Source organism: Paenibacillus physcomitrellae (genome assembly GCF_002240225.1).
Lineage (GTDB): Bacteria > Bacillota > Bacilli > Paenibacillales > Paenibacillaceae > Fontibacillus > Fontibacillus physcomitrellae.
In genome coordinates this window covers 1,587,724-1,613,337 of sequence record NZ_CP022584.1, presented here as the reverse complement: position 1 = coordinate 1,613,337, position 25,614 = coordinate 1,587,724, and the positions used below count along the sequence as shown (strand labels likewise).

The window sequence follows — 25,614 nt, the reverse complement described above, 5'->3', positions numbered from 1 at the left end:
CATATGAAAGCGCTGTAGAAATGGCTTGATGAAAACATCAGGAGATTTGCTTGGAAGGAGGACCTAGCTTTGATGAAAGTGCTGATTGTCGATGACGAGCCAAAAGTCCGCGAGGGGCTAAAGGCGATTATTCCTTGGGAAGACTGTGGTTTTACCGTTGCGGGAACCGCTTCGAACGGGCTCGAGGCTGTTGAACAATACGAGAAGATCAAACCGGAGCTGGTGGTTGCCGACATCCGGATGCCGGGCATGGACGGGATCCAGCTCATTCAAACGTTAAGGGAACGCGACGATCGACTGCGCATTTTGATTTTGAGCGGGTATGCCGATTTTGATTATGCCAAGAAGGCGATCGCACATAGAGCAGATGGGTATTTGCTGAAGCCGGTCGATGAAGAGGAGATGGTTTCCTATCTGGAGAAAATCCGGATGGACCACAAGCAGGCGGAGGAGAAGCGGCAGTGGAGTGACGTATCAGAGAAGTGGAGCCGTGATATTTTTGTCCAATCCTTGCTGACGCACACCGGCGATGAAGAGGAAACCGCTTTGGAGGCTAAAGCCGAAAGCCTTGGCCTGAATGGGAAGGCGTATCAGGTCATGTTAATTGACTTTCACCAGCGCACCGGAAGCTCCAGTTATCTGGGCATGCTTGAGGAAGCGGAGAAAAGGATCAATGATTATTTTGAAGCGAGCGGCCGGGGGCTGGCTTTTTCGGTTCATTTTCAAACGGGAATCCTGCTCAAATCAACGGTTCTTGGCGAGCAGATGCGCAGGCAGCTTTATGGTGAAATTTCGGCCGTGCTAGAGGGAACGGGGGTGCAGGCCACGATTGCGCTAGGGCCGCTTGTCCGGACCATTCATGAAATCTCCAATTCCTATGAGGCGGCGCGGGAGCTGCTGGATCATGAATTTTTTATTGATTCGGCCGGGATCTTGTGCATGGAGGATGCGGAGGCTATGCTTTCGGGAGAGATGGGGGTGCCCGAGCCGGAGGATCTGGAGGGCAGGCTTTTTTATGCGATGGACATCGGCAGCCGGGAGGCTCTTGAACCATTGATCCATTCAGCCGGGGATTGGCTTAAAGCGTCAGGAGCTTCTGAAGAGGCCGTCAAACGTTACTTTGCCGAACTGCTCAGCAGCCTGCTTGCCAGGTTGTCTGCCAGCCATTCCGCTCTTGGCAGCTGTCTGAAGGATTACACTGACCGAATTGCCCTCGTCTACCAGCAGCGGAATCTCCAGGAGTTATACCGGCATGTCATCGAACTGCTGAATCTGGTCATGGAACCGCTGGCTAGTCGGTCTCAGGGACAGGATATCAAAGCGCTGCTGGATTTCATCCATCGTAATTTCGGCGATAATCTAAAGCTGGAGACGCTGGCGGGAGTGTTCAATTACAACACGGCGTATCTGGGGAAAATGTTCAAGAACGCCACGGGCGAATACTTTAACACTTATCTCGACAAAGTCCGGATCGAGCATGCGAAGCAGTATTTGCAGCAGGGGATGAAGGTCTATCAAGTTGCCGAGAAGGTCGGCTACACGAACGTTGATTATTTCCACAGCAAATTCCGCAAATACGTAGGGATGTCGCCTTCCGCCTACCGCAAAAACGGCGAGCCGGAGGAAGGCGGCCGAGTCTAAAAGCTTTAGCAATAGGCTGAAGATCTCTGATTCCTACCTTGGTTGCCCTACACAGGTTTTAGTCGGGTGTAAAACTGGATATAAAAGGATTAAAGGCGCAGTCTCCCTTGTGGGGCTGCGCTTTTTTTGTGGAGAAAACAACCTATTTTTACGTTTATTTTACAAGGGGTTAACGAAGAGTTGTATAAACTGTCGGAAGACTCTTGTATGCTTGTGTATCGCCCTTTTCTCAAAAGGCGGAACAGACTGTACATGATCCATCTATTGGGAAAGGAGCAGATAACATGCTGTTTAAGTTGTTTTTCGATAAATTTTTACACTAATTTTACAGGGCGTTAACGAAGAGGTGTATAAACGGCTGAACCATCTCTTGTATGCTGGCGTAATGCCCTTTTATCAAAGGGCGGACAGAACGGATATGATCCATCAATTGTGAAAGGAGCAGGTACCATGCAATCCAAGCTGTTTTTCTTTGATTTTGATGACACCCTTTATAGTCACCGGATCAAAAGCGTGCCGAAGAGTACCCGCGAAGCGATCGGCAGGCTGCAGTCCCTCGGTCACAGGGTGGTGATCGCAACGGGAAGAGGGCCGGAGTCGATAGCTTTCATTCAGGAGCAACTGGCCCTTCCTTGCGAAACCATAACCTTTCTGAATGGCCAGCTTGTCTTTCACCAGGGCCGGAAAGTGTTTGAACGATTTATACAACTGCCGTCCGTCGGATCGATGATGGAAAAAGCGAGAACCCATGGTTTTGCTTATGGAGGGCACTGCGAACACGGTGAGATTGTAGACCATGTAAACGAGCGGGTGCAAGCAGTCTGGAGCGATTTCAGCTCCCCGCTGCCGAAGGAAATGGCCCGGTTCGAGGCCAGCTATCCTTTATATCAGGCGCATCTTTATATCACAAAAGAGGAAGCGCGATATATGGAGGAATATTTAGACGATTATTTAACGAATTGGTCCCATGAATATTTAGTTAACCTGATCTCGAAACAGGCAGGCAAATCACAGGCTATCCGCTGGCTTATGGCTGAAGCCGGAATCCCGCAAGAGCATTCGTTTGCGTTCGGGGACGGCTTTAACGATGTGGATATGCTGTTGGCTGTCGGTCATGGAATTGCGATGGGCAACGCAACCGACGAATTAAAGTCGGTAGCGGAATTGGTGACCGGGAGCGCTGATGAGGACGGAATCTGGGAGGCGCTGCATGATTACAAAATCATCTGACGTCCGGCTACTTAATAAAGACTGAAATGGATGGATAGACGTTGGAACTTTTTATAGGCTTAGATACTCCGCCAGCTATTAAAAGGGAGTTGGAACGGGTGCAAAATCAGCTGCGTTTGTTTGACCCCAAGGGTGCATATGAACCTTCCATAAATTTCCACCTCACCTTGCGTTACATCGGTGAATCACCGGATGTCAGGACGATTGTCGAAAGAATGGAGCAGATCGAATGCGAGGGGTTCAACTTGACCCTTCACGAACTGGGGTTGTTCGAGCATTCGGAACGGAACGTAGTATGGAGCAATGTACAAGAGGAACCTCGCCTGCAAGCTTTGCAGCTGGAAGTTGATCGCAGGTTATCCGATATGGGTATCGGAACGGCGAGTTTCTTGTTCAACCCTCACATTTCTCTTGCTTTTCACTGCCGCTCCGACATTCCGGATGCGTTCCCTTCCTGCACGATCTCGCCCTTGTCCTTCAAAGTGTGCGGGTTCCATTTGTATGAAGTGGAGCATACACAGGAGGGCAAGCGGTTTCGCAAGCTGAGAGATTTCAAACTAAGGGAGTGACGGAGACAACATGGTGACCAAGACCGTATCGATTATCGGAATCAACGATTTTCACGCTGAACTTTTCGAAACCGGCCATGCACTCGGCTCTGCCAAGCTGTGTACCCTTGTTGAGCGTCAGAAGCTGGACAATCCCCACACAATCGTTGTCTTCGGAGGAGATAACTTCAAAGGCGACCCTATGTCGGAAGAACTGTCGGGCGAGCCGGTTGCCTATCTGATGAAAAGGCTGGGAACAAAGGTTTCGGCCGTGGGCAACCATGAATTCGAATACGGGCTGAAGGCGCTTGGAAACTGGTCGGCGCAAGGAGCCTTCACATTTGTTGCCGCGAATGTCCTGGACAGCAGGACCGGCGAGATTGCTTCGGGCTTCAGGCCTTATGTCATGGTGGAGGAAGCCGGCACCAAGATTGCACTACTGGGTTTGTCTACCCGGGAGAGGCTGGACCGCCATGGATACGAGCAGGATGTACGTATTCTGGAAATTGCGGACGGGGCTCGTGAAGCACGGAAATGGGTGGATTACTTAAACAAAGGGGCTGACCCGCTGGGTAAACCGGATGCGATCATAGCATTGACGCATTTCGGTTTTCGGTATACGGCGGATCATTCCGGGCTTGTTGGCGAAGAGGTCTTGGAGCTTTGCCGGCAGGTTCCCGAGCTGGCGGGGGTATTTACCGCCCACTGGCATCAGTTCATAAGCGCGGAGGTTTATGGCGTTCCCGTTGTTCAAGGAGGCAGCCATGGCCGAGGGTTTGCCAGGCTGGCAATTGAATTTTCTTGCGATAATCGGGTCCGCAAGGTCATCCCTGATTATTTGGATGCCAGCGGGACAGCTGGCGAAATGACTCCGGACCCTGTAATGCAGGGGGAACTGGAAGAATACAAAAGACGTACGGCGCGTACGCTTGGTGCCGTAATCGGGCGGCTGGAGCAGGAGATTGTGCACAAGTCTCCGATCACAGCAGAGGTAGACATGGAAGGAACGCCGCTGACGAGACTCGTGACCGACATCATGCGAGAACAAACGGGCTGTCCTATCGCACTTATTTATTCAGGCCGCATGGGTCCGGGGCTTACGGCAGGCGAAGTGACGATGTACGAGCTCCGCAAGCTGTTTTATTTCAACGACGAGATCGTCACGATGAAGCTCCGAGGCGAGGACTTGATCCGAAATATCGAAAACGGCATCAGCACGCTGAGCATTGAGCGGGCTTCGCCTATTGCGATTAGCGGGCTTAAGGTCGCAGCCGATTATGACAAACCGTTTGGTGCACGAATCGAATCCATCCTGCTGGAGAATGGCCAGCCGCTGGAGCCGGACCGTTATTATGAAATCGCCGTCGATGAATTCCTGGATTCTAACGAGATGGGTTATGATTTCTCGTCGGGCATTGAACGACGATACACAGGTATTTTTTTACGTGACCGCACCATTCAAACCATTCGGGAACAGGGTGGAATGTCCGCCGAACTTCCGGAATCCATCCTAGTCAAAAACAAAAAGGAGATCAATTTCGGCTATGTTCAAACAGAAGCGAAGTTCCTCTAAATCGCGTTACGACCATTCGGCTTATGTCTATCTGCTTCCGGCATTGCTGCTGCTTGGAGTCTTCACGGTTTATCCCGTTCTGCATACGTTCATTACCTCTTTCAAGCTGGGCTACCGGTTTCTTACGGGGGATTATACGGGTTATGGCATCAAGCAATATGTGGATGTCGCAAATGATCCGACATTCGGTAAAGCGCTCATCAATACGCTGTTTATCGCTTTCGTCTGCGTCCCTTGCTCGATGCTTGTTTCTCTTGCTTTGGCGCTTGCCCTGAATTCAATCAGACGGCTCAGAGGAGGATTCCTGACGATCTTTTATCTTCCTCAGGTCACGAACGTGATTGCTGCAGGCATGGTTTTTGCTTATATTTTCGACACGCATTTTGGGCTTATGAATTCCATCCTTGGATGGTTTGGGATGAAGCCGGTCGCCTGGATCAGCGGGGAAGGGATTTTAGGCTCGCAGCATCGGTACAATGAAGCTTATATGCGCAGCCTGTTCGTCTTATTCGTCTACAGCGTATGGGATGGATTGTCCCTCCATATCCTGTTGTTTCTCAGCGGACTTCAAAACATCGACCGCTCGTATTACGAGGCGGCCAGCCTGGACGGCGTGAGCAGATGGACCGTTGTCCGCAAAATCACGCTGCCGCTGCTGTCGCCTACCACCATTTTCGTTTTCGTTACGTCCGTTATTTTTGCCTTCCGCTCATATGCCAGCGTGATTGCTTTGTTTGGCGGTTCCTACGGGCCGCCGGGGGACAACTCCAAAATGATGATTACGCTGGTCGGGTATATTATGGATGCTTTGGGGGATTATTTGACGCCGGGGGCTGTAAGCAGCGCCAGTGCCGCCTCTGTAATTTTAATGGTGATGGTCATGATCGTTGTATATCTGCAATTAAAATGGACGAAAGGGAAGGTATTCTACCAGTGAGGACTACATCAAGGTTTGGTCAGGCGCTGCTTTACCTGTTTTTGATCCTTTCCGCCGTGCTGGTGCTGGTTCCGTTTTATTGGATGATCAGTACGTCCCTGAAATCGTCGGCAGAGGTCAATCTGTCGCCTCCGACGTTATTCCCGGCGCATTTTCGTCTGCGTAATTACATGGATGCCCTGGTTCAGGCCCCTTTGCTTACTTATCTGCTTAACAACTTGATTGCCGGAATGGCTACGGTAACCGTCAGCACGGCTGTTTCGGTTCTGTCGGCCTTTGCGTTTGCCCGGCTTCGTTTTCGAGGGAAACATGCGTTATTTTTCCTTGTGCTTGCGACAATGATGATTCCGCAGGAAATGCTGATCATCACCAATTTTCAGACGATTGCGCACTGGGGATGGATGAATACCTGGCAGGCCCTGGTCGTGCCTTATTGGGTGAATCCCTTCAATATTTATCTGCTTCGGCAAACGTTCCTGCAGGTTCCGGATGAGTTGTATCAGGCTTCCAAAGTAGATGGATTAACCAACTTCCGTTACTTGCGGAGTGTTGTGCTGCCACTATCCGGTTCGGCTGTGGCAACGTCCCTGATCCTGTCCATGATCTTGATCTGGCAGACCTACGCATGGCCGAATTTGGTTACGACGAAGGACAGCTTGAGACTCGTTTCCAACGGTTTGCAGAATGCTTTTACCAATAGCGTAGGAACGGTAGCCTATGAATTACAGATGTCTGCGGCAGTGCTGGTAACGCTGCCTTTGGTGATTATGTTTCTCTTCTTAAGAAAACAAATTTTCACGGGGATGGCCCGTGGGGGAATCAAGGGTTAATGCGTTATTAATTCTTAGAGCCTAAATTCGGTGAGGCTCGATGCCCCCACCCTCTTAATAATCCAATTGCTAAGGGAGAGGTAATATAAATGAAGAAAATCTTGTTGTCCATTTTAATTGTTCTGTTATTGCTTCCGCTCACTGCTTGCGGCAAACGAATTGCCGAAACCGGAAATTCCGGCGGCCAATCTGCGCAGGCTGGAAACGGAGCAGTTTCTTCGCAGGATCAAGGTGCCTTGGAAGCAGCCGTTCAAAGCGTCCTGACCGATAAGAAAACGGTGAGCGTTTCGTTCTGGACGGGAACCGGCACGTCGAATTTTCCTGTGCTTCAGAAAATGGTCGGCGCTTTTCAAACCAAATATCCGAATATCAAGGTGGAATTCTCCAACCAGGGAGCCGTCGGCGAACTGACGGACAAGCTGACCCAAAACATCGTTTCCAAGTCAACGCCAACCTTGTCCAATATCGATGCCGCAACCTTTCCCGAATATATCAAAAGCGATGCCATTGTTGATCTGATGCCGTACTATCAGAATAAGGAAATTGGACTGGCAAGCAGCAGCGATGGACTCTTTTCATATTATTTGGACGAAGTAAAAAGTTTGGGTCCGGAAGGCACGATGTTCGGTTTTCCAACCAACAAAAAGACGTCGGACGTACTGATTTATAATAAAACCTATTTTGACGGCAAAGGCTGGCAGGCGCCCAAAACATGGGATGAAGTAGTAGCCGATGCCAAAACCATCAAGGAGGAAACGGGCAAACCGGGTTTCAGCTTCGACAACGCGTACGGCGACGCCCCGTTTAATCTGCTGTCCAGACAATGGGGGAGTCCATACATCAAAGAGGATGGAACGATTGATATTGACAATGACGCCAGCCGGGATTCTCTTACCTTTTATAAGGAAAATATGGACAAGGGTTATTTCACGATGCCCGAGCTGCTGCCCAGCACGGCGGGTAAAAAGTACAGCAGCAACGCTTTTGTAAATGAAGAGACCTATATGTTTATCGGGGCTGCCGCAGGCGCGCAGTATGCCGTACCTAAACCCGAAGCCGGTCAAAAAAGCTTTGAAGTAGGCGTGGCACCCGTACCCCAAAAAGACCCTGACCATCCGGTCAGCTTCTCTAAGGGAGAAGACTATGTCATCTTCGCGAATGCCACTGAAGAAGAGCGGGTTGCCGCGTGGCTGCTCATCTCTTTCTTGACGGAGGCCAAGCCAAATGTGGAATGGCTTACAGCCACGGGGAATCTGCCTGTCAGCCAAGCCATGCTGGATGAACCGGCGTATAAGCAGTTTCTGGCTGCCAAGCCAAGCAACGATCCGGCGTATTATCGGGCTGCTGCGGTCAATGCCGTGCTGGCGTCCGGTAATCTGGACTTTAACCGGGTCATTCCGCAATCCGGCAAGCTGTCCCAGGCGATTGGAGACATGTGGGAGGCGATCATGATCGGGGGCGGGGATGTTAACCAGCAGCTGCAGGCTGCGCAGGCTAAAGCTCAGCAATAGCTCCGCCCGGTTCATTGTTGGGTCAGACATGGGAATGTGGATGTTTGCCGCTGCATTTAATGCCCCTTTAAAGCAAAATAAGTTACTAAAAAGGCGTTCCGGAATAGTCCTCCGGAACGCCTTTTTGCTTCAATGAACTATAGAAGCCGAAGATTTATTTGTGGTCAAGCTGCTCCGCCTTGTACAGGCCGCCTGCCTGATCAACTGGCCGGTGATTCGCCTCCGCCGTTCGCCAATACGGGTTTGTAATCGGCAGGAATATAGGCGCTTGCGGAGGTTTCCGTGATGACCTGGGGCACGATCATAGCGGGATCCGGTTTTCCAACCGTCGTATATAGGAGAGCCTGCCCGTCTTTGAACACGATTGAAGATATGCTCAGAGAATAACCCGGTGTTGGCGCATTGGCAGTGATCGTCACTTCGTTCACTTGATCATTGATTTTGCTGACACTTAGGCTGTAGTCCGTCAATGGATCATTGACCGGAACAGCGGGAATCAGCGGATGGGACATGCCCGGCGCAAGGCCGCCGTCTTCTTGTTCCTGCATTTTCTTCACATACTGAAGGCTGTCATACAGCCGGCCTGCCGCGGTACTGCGGGTCACCGTCTGTTTGGGCAGGAAGTTGTTATCCTTGTCCAGCAGTTTAAAACCGATATTGAGTAAATGCTGGACACTGCTTGCGTAAGCAGGATTCAGAGACTCTTCATCGTTAATATGCGTGTACAACAGTATAGTCGGGTAGTTTCCCGTGGTATTGATAGCTTGGGACAGCAGGTTAACGAGAACTTCCCGTGTCATGGGAGCGTTTGGATCGACCTCTTTCGGAATCGTAAGGCCGTTCGCTGCGGCAATAGTGAAAGCGTTGGAATACCAGGCCTCCGCCTTCAGCTTGCTGGACAGGCTGCTGACAGGAGCAGGGATTTTGCCTTCCGGAACCGTTAATTGAAAGCCGTTTACAATCGCGGAGACGCCAGCAGCGTAAGTCATGACGCCTTGAGGATTAAATGTGCCGTCAGGTTGACCGCTCAGCACGTGATTCTTCTGAAGGGCTTCGATCTTATCGGCATTAACATCGGACTGCGTATCCGAGAAGGCCCATGCCGGCATGGCGGCCGTGCTTAGAAGCAGAAGGGTAAGCAGGAATGTGCGGACAGATTTTCTCATTAGTACAGTTCACCTCTTGGTTATTATTGGTTAGCTTTAAGTTACCCTTATGACGGCAATTCCAATGAAAAGGTTGCAAGTCCATTTCATCAGCATCTGCCTCATTATATATCTCCTATTTATATATCCCCGATTTCACCGCGCCGGAACGCGGACGGGGAACATTTCATCATTTTGCGGAACACGCGGATGAAGTAGCTGATATTGTCAAACCCCACCTCAAGCGCAATATCCGAAATTTTGCGTTCTGATTGGGTCAGCAGGCCCGCTGCCAGGCGAATGCGGTAGCTGTTGATATAGTCTACCGGAGTTTGCCCGGTCATCGATTTGAAGAAACGGCAAAACTGGCCTTCGCTCATTGGAATCAGCCCTGCCAATTCTTTGAGGCGGATAGGCTTGTCATATTCCTGTTGAATATAAAACAGCACCTTCTTCAGCCGTTCCATTCGTGTCAAAGCACTGGAATTGCTGACGCTGCGGTCGCAGGCAATGCCTTCAGAGGCTATTTCATGCAGCATGAGAAGCAGATGCCCCTTTACGCCTGCTTCATAACCGTGTCTTTGCTGCTCACAAAGCTTTAACACGGCATCCAGATGATCCAGCAGACAGGATTCTGCTGCGGTTGTGCGGCTTATCAGCCTCGGAAATGAGGCCTTTCGTTCCTGAAACGGCAGAACGAGCGAGTTTTGAATAGCATCGTAATTGGCGCTGCTCAGCAGCTGCGTACCGAAGACAAGGGCAAAGAAACGGCAGCCTTCATCGCCGTATGCGTGACCTGCATGAATATCCCCGCCGTCAATGAAGACGGCCTCACCCGCATGTACAGGGAATAGCTCTTCATCCACCTGAAACATGACACTGCCCTCCAGGACGTAGAAAAATTCCGATTCATCATGCCAGTGGCAATCCACCACGTGTTCCCCCGGCCCGTATGCCAGCGAATAAGCGCCGAACGGTCGTAAATGTTCGCTGTGCACGCGGCTTTCCTTGAGCATTTGCTTCATGGCTTGCTCCAATCGAATCACCTCGTCAATATTGTGTTATAAACTCATTAAATTATGTTAGTTTTCCGAAATGAAGATCATTATAATGCAAGTATAGCGCTTACATCAGAGAATGTAAAAGTAAAAGAAAAGGCAGTGTGATCAGAATGAAATTTACGGACGGCAACTGGTTGATTCGCGAAGGCTTTACGATTATTCCGGCAGTACAGCTTCACGAAGTGGAGCAGGAAGGCCGCACTTTGAATGCTTATGTCTCGGCAGTGCCGCTGACTGGCCGTGCAGATACGATTAACGGCGTGCTGCTTACAGCCCAATTCCACGCTCCGGCTCCGGGTGTTATCGGCGTGAAGTGGGTTCATTTTGACGGTGTTCGTAATACGGGGCCGCATTTTGAACTTAGTGCGGCGGACGACAGCCATGCCGTGATCACCGAGACGGAGGAAGAAGCTGTTTTGACCAGCGGCAATCTAAGCGTAAGGATCAGCAAGGGCTCACATTTCTCTTTTGCTTTCTATAGAGGCGGCGAACGGATTACAGCCAGCGGTTATAAAGCCGGCGCCCATGTAGTGGACAGCGAAGGCAGCGTGTATATGCGCGAGGAGCTGGATTTGGCGGTAGGCGAATATGTTTACGGCCTCGGCGAACGGTTCACGGCCTTCCAGAAGAACGGGCAGGTTGTGGACATTTGGAACAAAGACGGCGGCACCAGCTCCGAGCAGGCCTATAAAAATATTCCCTTCTACGTTACCAACAAAGGGTACGGCGTATTCGTCAATAACCCCGGCGGCGTATCCTTCGAGGTCGCTTCCGAGAAAGTGAAAAAAGTGCAGTTCAGCGTTCCTGGACAATCGCTTGAATATTATGTGATCGACGGTCCTGACCCGAAAGGTGTGCTGGACAAATATACGGACCTGACCGGCAAACCGGCTCTGCCGCCGGCGTGGACGTTTGGTTTGTGGCTGTCGACTTCCTTTACTACCAATTATGACGAGGCCACAGTGAATTCTTTTGTGGACGGAATGGCTGAACGCGATTTGCCGCTGCATGTATTCCACTTCGACTGCTTCTGGATGCGGGAATTCCACTGGACAGACTTCAAATGGGATGAACGTGTATTCCCCGATCCGGTAGGTATGCTGCAGCGCCTCAAAGCCAAAGGCCTGAAGATCTGCGTCTGGATCAACCCTTACATCGCCCAGAAATCACGTCTGTTTGCGGAAGGCAAAGAACGCGGTTATTTGATGAAGAAGCCAAACGGCGACGTCTGGCAGGTGAACCTGTGGCAGCCTGGCATGGCGCTGGTTGACTTCACGAATCCGGCGGCCTGTGAGTGGTTCGCCGGGTATTTGAGAGAGCTGGTCGACATGGGCGTAGACAGCTTCAAAACGGATTTCGGCGAGCGGATTCCGGTAGACGTAGAATACCATGACGGCTCCGATCCGGAAAAAATGCACAACTACTATACTTATCTCTATAACAAAGTAGTTTTTGACACGTTGAAAGAGAAGCTCGGCGAAGGGGAAGCGGCCGTGTTTGCCCGTTCAGCTACTACCGGCGGTCAGAAATTCCCGGTTCACTGGGGCGGCGACTGCTACGCCGACTACGAGTCGATGGCGGAAAGCCTGCGCGGCGGATTGTCTCTGGGACTTGGGGGCTTCGGCTTCTGGAGCCATGACATTGGCGGTTTTGAAAACACGGCGCCGGCTCACGTGTTCAAACGCTGGCTGCAATTTGGCCTGCTGTCCAGCCACAGCCGGCTGCACGGCAGCACCTCGTACCGGGTGCCATGGGCTTATGACGAAGAATCCGTAGAAGTGGCTCGCAAGTTCACCAAACTGAAAGCCAAATTGATGCCTTATCTGTTCGGCAAAGCGGTAGAAGCTTCCAAGCGGGGCGTGCCTGTAATGAGACCGATGCTGCTCGAATTCCCTGAAGACCCGACGGCCGATTCTCTCGACCGCCAATATATGCTGGGCGACGCCCTGCTGGTAGCTCCGGTGTTCAGCGAAGCTGGCCATGTCACTTACTATCTGCCGGAAGGCCGCTGGACGCACCTCCTGACGGGCGAAACGGCGGAAGGCGGCAAGTGGTATAAAGAAACCTATGACTTCCTCAATCTGCCTTTGTTCGTTCGCGAGAATACGATTCTGGCGCTGGGATCTAATGATACCCGCCCGGATTATGATTATGCGGATGGTGTGGAGTTGGCGGTCTACGGCCTGGAGGACGGCACTTCAGCCAGCCGGATCGTTCCTAACCTGAAGGGCGAAGCCGAATTGACCGTAACGGCTGAACGTGCGGGTCAAACCTTGACGCTGAAGGCTGAAGGGGCTGGCAAACCTTTTGCCGTTTCAGTACACGGCCTGGGCGAAGTGGCTTCCGTTCAAGGCGGAGAGCTGACGGACGGCAAAGTGCAGGCCGGTGCGTTTGACGGTCAAACAACGGTGATCATTACGCTCAAATAATCGATACCGAGAAAAGTCCCTGGCTGTTTCCGTTCGAGAGAACGGGGCCGGGGCTCTTTCTTGTTCTCTTTCTTTTACCCTTTCTACAAGGGCTTCAGTTAATTATGGTATGATGATAGACAAAGAGTGATGTAAGCGCTTCTAAGAAAGCGGGGGGCATGGAGATTGTTAGATAAGCTGCTGCAGAAAACCAACAACCTGAAGCTAAAGCACAAGCTGCTCGTTTCCTACGTGCTGATTGTCATGATTCCGATCCTGATCGTAGGCAGCGTCGTAACCTATTATTTCAGGCAGCAGACACTTGATCGGGCTGTTGAGCAGGCTACAAATAACGTAGAGAAAATTACAATGCAGCTGGAGACGATGTTTAAGGTGCCGCTTAACGTTTCGGATCTTCTGTTTTTTGATAAAGAGATGAAACAGATCGTGAATACGAATTATGAAAGCGACCTGCAGCTGACCATTGCTTACCGGAACTTCAGCGCTTTCAGGGATTTCAAGAATCAATACCGTGAACTTTCCGGCATCCAGATTTATTTCGACAACCCCACCCTGGTTAATAATCTGGAGATTATCCCTTTAACGGCGGCCGCCAAGGAGTCGTATTGGTATAAGAAAGCCATGGCAACCAAAGCGGTCAACTGGCTTTACGTGAAAGGGGAGCAGGACGCGCCCGTCAACCGGTTGTCCCTGGTCAGGCAGGTGCCTTTTCCGGAATATCACACGTTCGGTGTGCTGGTGGTCGAGGTCAACCAATCCGAGTTAAACCGGATGCTGATCCAGGAGCCTTTTGAAACGGTGATCGTGGACGAGCAGGGATATGTGGCCGCCGCCAAAAATGCCGGCATGGTCGGCAAAAAGCTGGAGGATATCGGTTTCAGCAGTGAGCTGAACAGCCTCGCCAAAGGGACTTACCGGCAAGAAATTAATCACCGGGATTCTTACGTGGTTGTTAATTCAATTTATCCGGACTCCAGCGTAAACGGGTTAAAGGTGATTTCCTTGTTCGAAACCCAGAGCATTGTGAAAGGCGCCAATAGGGTTGCTTTGATAGGGCTTCTGATTATTGCGCTGGTGCTGCTGGTCGCCTTGTGTTTTGTATATACTGTATCCATTTTGACGACGAAACGGCTTCTGCTGCTCAGCAGACGATTTAATAAATTGGCGATGGGGAATCTGAACGTAGTCTCCCGAATCGACGGCAGCGATGAAATCGGTCAGCTCTCCAGGCAGTTCAACTATATGGTGGAGAGCATCAGCAGGCTGATGAATCAGGTCGTAGAGACAACCGAACAGAATAACCAGCTTGAGATCGCGCAGCGGGAAATCAAGCTGAAGATGATGGCCAGCCAAATCAATCCGCATTTCCTGTTTAACGCGCTGGAGTCGATCCGGATGAACGCCTACTTGAAGGGAGAAAAAGAACTGGCCAACATCGTGCGGCTGCTCGGCAAGCTGATGCGCAAGAATCTTGAAATCGGCCGGGAGAAAACGACGCTCCAGAACGAAATGGAAATGGTTTCCTCGTATCTGGAGATTCAAAGATTTCGTTATGAAGACCGGCTGGAATACGAATTAAATGTAGCTCCGGAAACGGCAAGGCTGCGTGTGCCGGCCCTGATCGTCCAGCCGCTTGTGGAGAATGCTGTTGTGCACGGGCTGGAGAACAAGGACGGGACGGTCAAAGTTGTCGTCAATCTGACGATTCAGGATAAAGAGCTTCGCGTAAGCGTTGAGGATAACGGCAGCGGCATGACGCCGGAGCGGCTGCAGGAAGTGCGGGAGTTTATATCCGGGCCGGAAGAAGAGAACAACCGGATTGGCCTCCGGAACGTGCATCAGCGTCTCACTTTGTCCTACGGCGAAGGCAGCGGGCTGGTCATCGATAGTAAATATGGGCAAGGAACACGAATGAGTTTTTCGATCCCTCTCTTTTTAGTCTAGGGGATCGAGAAACTCTTCTTTTTTTCGGACTCTGATGTCTGATTTTTTGGGTCGATCTCTAATTTTTATATGGTTTTTTCTCCAATCTGTCGGGTATTTCTGAAAGCCCTTACAAGCTAGAATGAAGGCATAGCAGAGAGGGGGAGTAATGCAATGGAAACGCTAACAGCCAACTCGGCATCCACGAACGAAAGCGTATCCTCTGTGCCTACGGAACGTGAACAGAACAAGAAATCAAGGTGGAAAGGGTTCCGAAAGCATTCGAATTTGCCTGTAAATGAAAGCCGGGCCGGGCTGCCGCCCAAGAGACCAAAAGGGATTTGGCGGACCCTGATTCAGCAGAAGTATTTGTATCTTATGTCCTTACCTTTTGTGATCTGGTTGTTTGTCTTTAACTACCTGCCGCTCTGGGGCTGGACGATGGCTTTTCAAAACTACAAGCCGGCCAAATCCTTCAGCGAACAGAAATGGGTGGGTTTCGATAACTTCACAAGATTGTTTCACGACGATCAGTTTTATCTGGTGCTGCGAAACACGCTTGCGATGAGTGTGCTGGGACTGATCTTCGGATTTATTGTCCCGATTGTGTTTGCGATTTTGCTTAATGAACTTCGTGGTATGGCGTTCAAACGGGTGACGCAAACCGTTTCCTATCTGCCTCACTTTGTATCCTGGGTAGTCGTAGCCGGCATTATCTCGAATCTGCTGTCGATGGACGGCATCATCAACCAGCTTTTGGTCTGGCTCCATATTATTGATGAGCCGATTCAATTCATGGCTAAAGGGACTTGGTTCTGGGGGATTGTAACCGCTTCCGATATTTGGAAGGAAACCGGCTGGAACGCCATCATTTATTTGGCCGCTATTACCGGCATCGATAAAGAGCTTTACGAAGCCGCCCGTGTGGACGGGGCCGGACGTTTCCGGCAAATCTGGAACATTACGATCCCGGGCATCCGCTCTACCATAATGGTTCTCTTCATTATGTCGATCGGGCATCTGCTCAGCATCGGCTTCGAGAAGCAAATGCTCCTCGGCAACAGTCTCGTAACGGATTATTCGCAGGTGCTCGACCTGTACGCCCTGAATTACGGAATTAAAATCGCCCACTTCTCTTATGGTACGGCGATCAGCATGTTCAACTCAGTTATCAGCATTATCCTGCTCTTTAGCGTCAACGGTCTGTTCAAAAAATTCGCGAAAGAAAGCATCATGTAGGAGGTGGGCAGTATGGCAAGCAGCAGTAAGGCATTTAATGCAACCAAAGGCGAGCGGACGTTTGACGTGATCAACTACATCCTTCTCGGCCTGGTGCTTGTGGTCACGCTGTATCCGTTCCTGAACGTGCTGGCGATCTCGCTGAACGATTCGACCGACACGGTCCGGGGCGGAATCTACATCTGGCCTAGAGAATTTACGCTGGAAAATTATAAAACGATTTTTGGTTATACCTCACTGGTTCAAGGTTTTAAAATTTCAATCCTGCGGACGGTCATCGGCACCCTGCTCGGGCTGATCAGCTCTTCCATGCTGGCTTATACGCTGAGCCGGCCGGATTTCCGGAGCCGCCGCTTCGTATCGGTCTTCCTGGCGATGACGATGTATTTCTCCGGCGGCATGGTTCCGGTCTACATCCTGATGCGCGACCTGCACCTGCTCGGCACCTTCGGCATCTATGTCCTGCCCGGCATGGTCAGCGCATTTAACGTCTTCGTGATCCGCTCTTTCATCGACGGCCTGCCTTATGCCCTGCAGGAATCGGCCAAACTGGACGGCGCTAATGATTTTGTGATCTACTACAAAATCATTCTGCCGCTGTGCAAGCCGGTGCTGGCCACGATCGCTTTGTTCCTGGCGGTGGGCCAATGGAACTCCTGGTTTGATACTTATCTCTATAACGGCAACAAACCTAGCTTGACCACGCTGCAATACGAGCTGATGAAAATATTGGACAGCACGAATCAAGGCAGCGCGATGACCAATGCCAACGATCTGGCGAACCAGATGGCTAACGTTTCACCTGAATCGATTAAAATGGCCATCACCATCGTCGTTACCCTTCCCATTCTGATTGTTTATCCGTTCCTGCAAAAGTACTTCGTAGGCGGGATGACGCTGGGTGCGGTGAAGGCTTAATCCGCTAAGGCATGGATAACTAGGCAAGGATTGGCTGTGGCGAAGGAAATCAGAGTATAAACAAAGGTATGTCCAGGCATCAGCCTGATGTACAATATAAGCTTCATGGTATGACAAGGTGTGACAAGGAATGACAAGCTTCGTACAATTTTTCTAGGGGGAAAGTAGAATGAAGTGGAGAAATTCAAAATCACTTGCCGTTCTGACGCTGGCTGGCGTACTTTTGCTGAGTGGCTGCGGAGGCGGAAATAACAGCAATGCAGGCAATGCTTCTTCAAATGGAGGCAGCGCATCCAATTCCGCAGATGATACCTCACCGGTTTCTTTCAGTTTCTTTGGTGCAGATACCAGCCCGAACTGGAACAACATGCAGGATGATGTAGGGAAAGAAATTACGGCCAAAACAGGCGTAACGATTAATGCTGAATACGATGTGGGCAGCGGCGGCGGCCAAAGTAAAATCGCCCTGATGGCGGCCAGCGGCCAATATCCGGATTTGATTTTTGCTAAAGGCGAGCTGGGCAAGCTCGTTGATGCCGGTGCGGTGATTGACCTGACGGATTTGATCGACAAATATGCGCCGCACATCAAAGAGATGATGAAGGACAGCATGAACCGTATGAAATACAGCAATGACGATGAAGCGATCTATTCCATTCCAACTAACGTAGGTGTCGACAACGAATATTTTGATGCGACCGGCGGTTTCGAAGTGCAGCTTCGTGTTCTGGAGGAGCTCGGTTATCCGGAAATCAAAACGCTGGACGATTACGAGAAAGTGCTGAAGGACTATGTGGCTAAACACCCGACTACAGACGGTCAACCTACGATTCCTTTGACGCTGAACGCTGACGACTGGAAAATCATGATTACCGTAACGAACCCGGCGTTTATCGCCACAGGCGCTCCGGATGACGGCGAATATTACGTGAACCCGGAAACCTATGAAGCTATGCTTCACTACAAACGTCCGGAAGAGAAAGAATATTTCCGCTGGCTGAACAAAATGTACAACGAAGGACTGCTGGACAAAGACACGTTTGTACAGAAAGACGACCAGTATCAGGCCAAAATCTCCAGCGGCCGTGTACTCGGCTTGATTTCTCAGGAATGGGAATACCAAAATGCCGAAAATGCTTTGAAAACAGCAGGCAAAAACGATTACACTTACGCGCATTTCCCGGTTCAATTGGACGGATCGACACAAGATCATGAACTGCAATCCGCAGGTCTTGACGGTTACGGCATCAGCATCACAACGGCTTGCAAAGACCCTGTGCGCGCCATCAAATTCATGGATTGGCTTGCTTCCGATGAAGGCCAGGTACTCAGAAACTGGGGCATTGAAGGTAAACATTACACGGTGGATGCAAACGGTCAACGCGTAATTCCTCAGGATATTCAGGACAGAAAAGTCAACGATGCCAACAACTTTGCGAAAGAATCCGGCATCGGCTTGTACCGGATATTTGGTCCTAACTTTGGCGACGGAGTGAAGGATTCTACGGGCAACTACTACACGACGAACTTCCCAGAGCAAATCGTAGCCAGCTACTCCGAGCCGGAGAAAGCAGCTTTGAAAGCTTATAACGCAACAACCTGGAAAGATCTGTTCCCAAGTGAAAAAGATCTGCCTGTCAAAGAGTGGGGCGCCCTTTACAATATGCCGGTGCCTACGGATGGCGACTATCAGGTGATTTACCAGAAAACGCAGGATATCATCCGTAAACGGATTCCGGAAGCGGTATTGGCTAAGCCGGCTGACTTTGACAAAGTTTACGATAGCTTTATCGCCGATCTGAATAAAGCCGGCGCCGAGCAGATGGAAGCGGAATATACCGAGCTTGTGAAAGCGAGAGTTTCTCTCTTTACCGGTAAAGACGTTCAATAATCGGCACTGGTATATCTAAAGTTTAAAGTTTAAAGGTTAAAGATTCATCAAATTAAAAACGCTCAGTAAAGGCCCGTTCCTCTGGTTCGGGCTTTTACTGCAGCTAAAAGAGGATAGGAGTGAGACAATTCCTATGGCACACAATCAGGAATGGAAGCTTTATTATAACCGGCCCGCTTCCTGCTGGGAAGAAGCGCTGCCTGTCGGCAACGGACGGATCGGCGGGATGGTATACGGAGGGACGGCCCAAGAAAAGATTGCGCTGAACGAAGATACGCTCTGGTCGGGATTCCCGCGGGATCAAGCGAATTATGAAGCGATCCGCTATTTAAAGCAGGCGCGGGAGCTGATTTTCTCCGGGGAATATAAACAGGCGGAAGAGCTGATGAACCGCCACATGCTGGGCGGGCGTACGGAATCCTATCTGCCGGTTGGCCATTTGCATCTGGAGCATCCGGAGGCTGCCGGCGAAATTCAGCCTGGTGCAGTTTATTCCAGGGAACTGGATCTGGACAGCGGAATCGCCAGAACGGTGTATGAGTTGAACGGAAGATGTTACACCCGTGAAGCGTTTGTCAGCGCGGTAGATCAAGTAATGATTGTGCGGTTGGAGACAGGAGACGGGCAGCCATTTGATCTAAGTGTGCTGCTTGATTCACCGTTAATGTATAGCTGCCGGAAGGGGGCTGGAGGTCACTTGCTGATGACCGGCAAGGCCCCCAGCCATATAGCCGATAACTATTTCGGGAACCATCCTCAATCGGTGCTGTACGAAGAGGGAGTAGGCATATCTTTTGAGGTCCGGGTGCAGGCCGTTCTGGACGCAGGGACGGCCGAGGTGACCGGGGATGGAACTCTTTATGTCGCCGGAGCCTCGAAAGTGACGCTGCTGCTTGCTGCCGAAACCAGCTTTGCCGGGTTTGACCGTGCGCCCGGCGAGAATCCGGAATGGACGCTGCGGAATGCCGAAACACTGCGAAGTGCAGCGGAGCTGAGAGAGGATGTGCTGCTGCAGCGTCATCTGGAAGACCACCGCCGGTTGTTCCGCCGGGTAACGCTGGAGCTGGGCTCGCACCCGGAAGCGGAGCGGCTGCCCACGGATGAGCGGCTTGCCCGTTATCGCGAAGGCGGCAGGGACCCGCAGCTGGAGGCGCTTTATTTTCAATATGGGCGTTACCTGCTGATGGGCAGTTCAAGACCGGGCACGCAGGCGGCCAATTTGCAGGGCATTTGGAATCCCCATGTGCAGCCCCCATGGAACAGCAATTATACGACCAATATTAATACGGAAATGAATTATTGGCTTGCGGAAACCGCCAATTTGAGCGAATGCCACGAGCCGTTGCTGGACCTGATTCAGGATCTCAGCGTGACCGGAGCGAGGACGGCCCTGATCCAATATGGAGCTCAAGGCTGGACGACGCACCATAATGTGGATCTCTGGCGGTCTTCCGGTCCTTCGGACGGCGACTCGAGCTGGGCTTTCTGGCCGATGGGCGGGATTTGGCTCTGCCGTCATCTGTGGGAGCATTATCAGTTTCAGCCGGATGAAGACTATTTACGTACTACGGCTTTCCCGTTGATGCAGGGGGCGGCGTTGTTCGCGCTGGATTGGCTGATCGAAGGACCGGACGGGCAATTGACAACGGCGCCTTCAACTTCGCCCGAGAATAAATTTCTGACCCGGGACGGTGAGGCTTGCAGCGTATCGTCCGGAACGACGATGGACATGGCCTTGATTAACGAGCTGTTTGGCGCTTGTCAGCAAGCGGCGGAGATTTTAGGAATTCGTGAGGCGTGGCTGGAGGAGATCCGGCAGGCGGCGGGACGCTTGGCTATTCCCGGCATCGGCCCGGACGGCCGTCTGCGGGAATGGAGCGAAGATTTTGCGGAGGCTGAACCGGGGCATCGGCATGTATCGCATCTTTATGGCCTGTATCCAGGCGAATTGATCACGCCGGAGACAACGCCGGAACTTGCTGCAGCGGCCCGGCGGTCGCTGGACAGCCGGGTTGCCCGGGGAGGCGGTCATACGGGCTGGAGCTGCGCCTGGCTGATCAATCTGTACGCCAGGCTGAAGGGCGGTGAGCAGGCGTACGGCTTCCTTAGAACGCTGCTATCGCGTTCTACTTATCCGAACTTATTCGATGAGCATCCCCCGTTTCAGATAGACGGCAACTTTGGGGGCGGCGCGGGCATGGCCGAAATGCTGCTGCAGAGCCATGGAGGCTGCCTTGATCTGCTCCCAGCCCTGCCGCAGGCCTGGGAGCAGGGCTGCGCTGCCGGCCTGCGAGCGCGGGGCGGCTATACGGCTGCGCTGGAATGGGCGGATGGCAGGCTGACTTCTGCGGCCATTGAATCTTCGCAGACCGGAACCTGCTGCCTTCGCAGCCGCGAAGCTTTAACAATAACCGCCACATTGACGGGTTCTTCCGAAGAGAAGGGAAGCCGGTCTGTTTCACATGCGGAGACAAACCTTCCGAATGTTACCGATGATTCGGCGAATGGGCGGGAGCCTGTTTGGGAATATCGCTTTGAAGTTGAAGCCGGATATACGTATTGGATCAAAGCTGTTTAATGCAGCTTCCGGAACTGATCGGGCGTCATGCCGGCGGTCTTCCGGAAGGTAGCGACGAAGTGGCTGGGATCGCGGAAGCCTGTGGCTCGGGCGACTTCACTGATCGTGCTTCCGCGGCTTGCGGCAAGCAGTTCTTTAGCTTTGCGCAGCCTTACCTGAAGGAAATAGGCATAAGGCGAAACGCCAAAGGTTTCGCGGAACAGGCTGTTTAAATGCCGCCCCGAGACACCCAGCACTGCGCCGAAATCGGCAAGTCCAACCTCGGGGCTGGCAAGCTGGTCATCCATCCATCTAAGCAGGGGCTGCAGCTTCTCAAGGTTGCGGGTAATGGCTTTGTTATGGTGTAGAGCACCAAATTTGCTGAGCAGGCCGACAAAGCGGTAAGTATCGGAGGAAGCTTCCAGGCCAAAGGTGTCTTCTCCGGATTCAAGCCGCTCCAGCATAGCCCAAAGCAATCCGGGCAGTCCGGCGTCAGGCTCCCAGCTGAAAAAGGCCGATTCGCGGATGCCAAACGCATGAACGATTTCGGCCGCCGCCGGGCCGCCAAAGGTCAGATATAAAGTACTCCATGGGGAATCTTCTGCGCGATAGCGATGAGCTTCGTCTGGGAACAGCAGCATTCCGCTGTTTGGAGGCAGGAGGTAATTACTTTGCCCCATCGTGAGCAGTCCTTCGCCTTCCACGGTCTGAATCCAGTGGTACAGCGGATAACCTGAGGTGCGGACGATTTCCTCCTGACTGGGATTAAAGCCGGCACTCTCTACCTGGAGAGGGAGGGACTGTTCCCCGGCCGGCGTGAAGACGAATCTGCGGTGAATTTGCGTATTCATGACCTTCATAACCTCAATTTCTATTTGGTTTCCATATTCTTATATCGAATCTCCATTATCTTATATTTAAAGCCGATGAAAGCGGTATTACAATGATAATATAATTATATATAAAAGGATGTGCAGCGCAAAATGATCAATTCCAAACTGCCTAAAATCTGGTACGGCGGCGATTATAACCCGGAACAGTGGGAACCGGAGGTCTGGAAGGAAGACGAAAGAATGTTTAAGCTTTCGGGCATCGATGTCGCCACAATTAACGTCTTCTCCTGGGCGCTGAATCAGCCCAGCGAACATGAATATGACTTTGCCTGGCTCGATGAGCAGATGGACCGTTTGCACCAAAGCGGTACTTATGTCTGCCTCGCAACGAGCACAGGCGCGCATCCGGCCTGGATGGCCAGACAATACCCGGATGTACGCCGGGTAGACAAAAGCGGGCATAAACGCCAGTTCGGCGGGCGCCACAATTCCTGTCCAAATTCGCCGACCTACCGTAAATATTCGGAAGCGATCGCCGGCAAGCTGGCGGAACGCTACAAGAAACACCCTGCCCTGCTGATTTGGCACGTATCCAACGAATACAGCGGCATGTGCTACTGTGAGAACTGCGCAGCTGAATTCCGCGTCTGGCTGCAAAAGAAATACGGAACGCTGGACGCCGTGAACAAAGCGTGGAATACCCGGTTCTGGGGGCATACCTTCTACGATTGGGAAGAGATTATTCCGCCTAGCGAGCTGAGCGAAGAATGGGGCCACAACCGGAGCAACTTCCAGGGGATGTCCCTCGATTACCGCCGCTTTATGTCGCAGAGTATTCTGGAGTGCTACAGATTGGAGTATGACGCCATCAAAAAGCATACGCCGGATATTCCCGTAACGACGAACCTGATGGGCTTCTATCCGGAGCTGGACTATTTCGAGTGGGCCAAATATCTGGACGTCGTGTCCTGGGACAACTATCCGGCGCTGGATACCCCGGTCAGCTTCACGGCCATGACCCACGACCTGATGCGCGGGCTGAAGAGCGGCCAGCCGTTTATGCTGATGGAGCAGACGCCAAGCCAGCAGAACTGGCAGGCGTACAACTCGCTGAAACGCCCTGGCGTGATGCGCCTCTGGAGTTATCAGGCGGTGGCCCGTGGCGCGGATACGGTGCTGTTCTTCCAGCTGCGCCGTTCGGTCGGCGCCTGCGAGAAATACCATGGTGCGGTTATTGAACACGTGGGCCATGAGAATACCCGTGTATTCCGCGAATGCGCGGAGCTGGGCCATGAGCTGCAGCAATTGGGTGACACGCTGCTGGATGCCCGAAGCCGGGCCAAAGTAGGGATCGTCTATGACTGGGAGAACCGCTGGGCAACCGATCTGACAAGCGGGCCTTCCGTCGCCCTCGACTATGTTAAGGAAGTGCATAAGTTCTACCACGCTTTGTTTGATCTGAACATCCAGACCGACATGATCGGGGTGGAGGAGGATTTTTCCAAATATGATCTGGTCATCGCGCCTGTCATGTATATGGTGAAGGCCGGTTTCGCAGATAAGGTGGAACGGTTTACGGAAGCAGGGGGCACCTTCGTGACGACCTTCTTCAGCGGAATCGTAAATGAGAACGACATCGTGACATTGGGCGGTTACCCTGGAGAGCTGCGTAAGGTACTCGGCATCTGGGCCGAAGAGATCGACGCTTTGTTCCCGGATCAGCGCAACGAGATTGTGATGAAGCAGCAGTGGGGAGGCCTGAAAGACAGCTACGAATGCGGCCTGCTGTGCGATCTGGTGCATGCGGAAGGCGCAGAGGTGCTGGCGGAATACGGCCAGGATTTCTATCAAGGTATGCCGGTGCTGACCCGCAATAAATTCGGTAAAGGCCAAGCTTATTATGTGGCTAGCAGCCCGGATGAGTCCTTTATGAAAGGCTTCCTGGCCAATCTCTGCGAAGAAGCTGGCATCCAGCCGCTGCTAGTCACACCGGAAGGCGTGGAAACGGCTGAACGTTATAAAGACGGACGAAGTTTCCTGTTCGTCCTCAACCATAACGCGGAAGCTTCCGAGCTCGAACTGGGCGGGAACAAATTTAAGGAGCTGCTCAGTGATGCCGAACTGGCAGGAACAACCACCATCCCGGGACGCGGCGTGTTGATTTTGGAACAGCTCTAGGCCGTTACCGGAACAGAATTAGGACGATAGCGAAGCAAAAAACTCAAAAGAAAGCATTTTCATTTCCCAGCTCTTCTTATATAGTATTCGTTAAGAAGACAGGGGAGGAAACCGCCAGCATGAAGAATGTTGCTCATCTGGCGGTTTTCTTGTTTCCGAAAGAGACGGAGGAGTTAGCATGAAGAGCGCAACAAAAGCAGAACTGACTGAGGAGCAGCTGCAGAAGCTGATTAGGCATATTTTTGACGAGCAGACGGTTATACACCACTCCCAGGAGCTGGAGGACGGTTGGTTTAACGCGGCCTACCGGATTACCCTGCGTTCAAGCCGGGAGGGGAAGACGGTGATCCTGAAGGTCGGGCCTCCTCAAGGCGCACACTGCATGCGCTATGAGCGAAATATGATGAACGCTGAAGTGAAAGCGCTGTTAAAGCTCCGTGAGGCTGGAGTGCCCGTTCCTGAAGTCTACGGGTATGATCCAAGCCGGACGCTGGCTCTAAGCGAATATTTTGTAATGGAGTGTCTGACGGGCGAACCGTTTAATAAAATAAAGGAACAGCTTCCACGGGAGCAGGCCGAGCAGGTGCAGCGAGAGCTGGGACGGATCAATAGAGCAATCAACGGTATTGCCGGCACTCAATTCGGTTATTTGGCGAATCCGGAATCCCGGAGCGGCGATTGGGCCGAATGTTTCCTGAACATGGTCGAAGGTTTGCTGCTTGACGCGGCGGATGTGGGGTGCGAGCTTCCAGCCGAAGCGGATGAGATCCGCAGAACTTTTGAGCGGGGACGGGCCAGCCTCTCCGAAGTAAAAGAACCTCGTTTGGTCCACTGGGACTTGTGGGACGGTAACGTGTTTGTGGACGATGGGCGGATTACGGGCATTATCGACTGTGAGCGGGCTTTATGGGGCGATCCGCTTATGGAATATTATTTCCGCTCGATTGTAGACTCGCAGGCTTTTCTGGAGGGCTACGGGCCTCTGCCGGAAACGCCGGGAAGTGTGAAGCGGAAGCGGATGTACGATATGTATTTGAATCTTATTTTTCATATTGAGTGCGTATTTCGGCAGTTTGATAACGAGGGCCATATCGATTGGGCGAGAACAAATCTCTGGAAAGACTGGCCGTCCTTCCAGCTGGTGATGGAGCAGCAGCCTTAAATGGGCTG

At 51.8% G+C, this 25,614-nt stretch carries 18 protein-coding genes; 15 read left to right on the top strand and 3 right to left on the bottom strand.

The features are described 5' to 3' along the window. Positions 1-72: 72 nt before the first annotated feature. The 7 genes from CBE73_RS07380 to CBE73_RS07350 all read left to right on the top strand — a co-directional run bounded on the left by CBE73_RS07380 (position 73) and on the right by CBE73_RS07350 (position 8,270). A complete protein-coding gene (locus CBE73_RS07380; RefSeq protein ID WP_094093690.1) occupies positions 73-1,641 on the top strand; it encodes a response regulator transcription factor in 1,569 nt (522 codons plus the stop codon). Positions 1,642-2,091: 450 nt separating this feature from the next. Then, positions 2,092-2,871: an HAD family hydrolase gene (locus CBE73_RS07375; RefSeq protein WP_094093689.1), complete on the top strand. Its 780-nt coding sequence runs from the start codon at positions 2,092-2,094 to the stop codon at positions 2,869-2,871. 41 nt (positions 2,872-2,912) lie between these two features. Then, positions 2,913-3,440 (top strand): RNA 2',3'-cyclic phosphodiesterase, encoded by a 528-nt coding sequence (gene thpR, locus CBE73_RS07370; protein WP_094093688.1) that lies wholly within the window; start codon positions 2,913-2,915, stop codon positions 3,438-3,440. 10 nt (positions 3,441-3,450) lie between these two features. Beyond that, on the top strand, positions 3,451-4,992 hold the full coding sequence (locus tag CBE73_RS07365; RefSeq protein ID WP_094093687.1) for a bifunctional metallophosphatase/5'-nucleotidase: 1,542 nt from the start codon (positions 3,451-3,453) through the stop codon (positions 4,990-4,992). Continuing rightward, complete coding sequence (locus CBE73_RS07360; protein ID WP_094093686.1) at positions 4,964-5,929, top strand: carbohydrate ABC transporter permease; 966 nt, start codon at positions 4,964-4,966, stop codon at positions 5,927-5,929. The genes CBE73_RS07365 and CBE73_RS07360 overlap by 29 nt, the downstream gene beginning before the upstream one ends. Next, entirely contained in the window at positions 5,926-6,759 is an 834-nt protein-coding gene (locus tag CBE73_RS07355) for a carbohydrate ABC transporter permease (protein WP_157739434.1), read from the top strand. The genes CBE73_RS07360 and CBE73_RS07355 overlap by 4 nt, the downstream gene beginning before the upstream one ends. 89 nt (positions 6,760-6,848) lie before the next feature. Continuing rightward, the gene (locus tag CBE73_RS07350) at positions 6,849-8,270 is read left to right on the top strand and encodes an extracellular solute-binding protein (RefSeq protein WP_094093684.1); all 1,422 of its coding nucleotides are present in this window, start codon (positions 6,849-6,851) and stop codon (positions 8,268-8,270) included. Between the two features lie 200 nt (positions 8,271-8,470). On the opposite strand, the gene CBE73_RS07345 is transcribed toward CBE73_RS07350, so the two are convergent. Both CBE73_RS07345 and CBE73_RS07340 read right to left on the bottom strand, forming a co-directional pair. Further along, positions 8,471-9,436, bottom strand: a complete 966-nt coding sequence (locus CBE73_RS07345; protein WP_094093683.1) for an S-layer homology domain-containing protein — start codon at positions 9,434-9,436, stop codon at positions 8,471-8,473. A gap of 119 nt (positions 9,437-9,555) precedes the next feature. Continuing rightward, positions 9,556-10,452: a helix-turn-helix transcriptional regulator gene (locus CBE73_RS07340; RefSeq protein ID WP_094093682.1), complete on the bottom strand. Its 897-nt coding sequence runs from the start codon at positions 10,450-10,452 to the stop codon at positions 9,556-9,558. Between the two features lie 134 nt (positions 10,453-10,586). Between CBE73_RS07340 and yicI the strand changes: the two genes are divergently transcribed. The 6 genes from yicI to CBE73_RS07310 all read left to right on the top strand — a co-directional run bounded on the left by yicI (position 10,587) and on the right by CBE73_RS07310 (position 21,454). Next, positions 10,587-12,905, top strand: coding sequence for an alpha-xylosidase (yicI, locus tag CBE73_RS07335; RefSeq protein WP_094093681.1), 2,319 nt, complete (start codon positions 10,587-10,589; stop codon positions 12,903-12,905). 165 nt (positions 12,906-13,070) lie between these two features. Continuing rightward, positions 13,071-14,849, top strand: coding sequence for a sensor histidine kinase (locus CBE73_RS07330; protein ID WP_229752471.1), 1,779 nt, complete (start codon positions 13,071-13,073; stop codon positions 14,847-14,849). 153 nt (positions 14,850-15,002) lie between these two features. After that, a complete protein-coding gene (locus tag CBE73_RS07325; protein WP_094093680.1) occupies positions 15,003-16,067 on the top strand; it encodes an ABC transporter permease in 1,065 nt (354 codons plus the stop codon). A gap of 12 nt (positions 16,068-16,079) precedes the next feature. Beyond that, entirely contained in the window at positions 16,080-16,985 is a 906-nt protein-coding gene (locus CBE73_RS07320) for a carbohydrate ABC transporter permease (RefSeq protein WP_094093679.1), read from the top strand. A gap of 169 nt (positions 16,986-17,154) precedes the next feature. Further along, positions 17,155-18,876 (top strand): ABC transporter substrate-binding protein, encoded by a 1,722-nt coding sequence (locus tag CBE73_RS07315; protein WP_094093678.1) that lies wholly within the window; start codon positions 17,155-17,157, stop codon positions 18,874-18,876. Positions 18,877-19,009: 133 nt separating this feature from the next. Continuing rightward, positions 19,010-21,454, top strand: a complete 2,445-nt coding sequence (locus CBE73_RS07310; RefSeq protein WP_094093677.1) for a glycoside hydrolase family 95 protein — start codon at positions 19,010-19,012, stop codon at positions 21,452-21,454. Here the strand turns inward: CBE73_RS07310 and CBE73_RS07305 are convergent. Continuing rightward, positions 21,451-22,293: an AraC family transcriptional regulator gene (locus tag CBE73_RS07305; protein ID WP_244905530.1), complete on the bottom strand. Its 843-nt coding sequence runs from the start codon at positions 22,291-22,293 to the stop codon at positions 21,451-21,453. The genes CBE73_RS07310 and CBE73_RS07305 overlap by 4 nt on opposite strands. Before the next feature lie 123 nt (positions 22,294-22,416). On the opposite strand from CBE73_RS07305, the gene CBE73_RS07300 reads away from it, so the two are divergent. Beyond that, positions 22,417-24,444 (top strand): beta-galactosidase, encoded by a 2,028-nt coding sequence (locus CBE73_RS07300; RefSeq protein ID WP_094093676.1) that lies wholly within the window; start codon positions 22,417-22,419, stop codon positions 24,442-24,444. A 178-nt stretch (positions 24,445-24,622) separates the two neighbouring features. Then, positions 24,623-25,606, top strand: a complete 984-nt coding sequence (locus CBE73_RS07295) for a phosphotransferase family protein (RefSeq protein ID WP_094093675.1) — start codon at positions 24,623-24,625, stop codon at positions 25,604-25,606. The last annotated feature ends 8 nt before the right edge of the window (positions 25,607-25,614 follow it).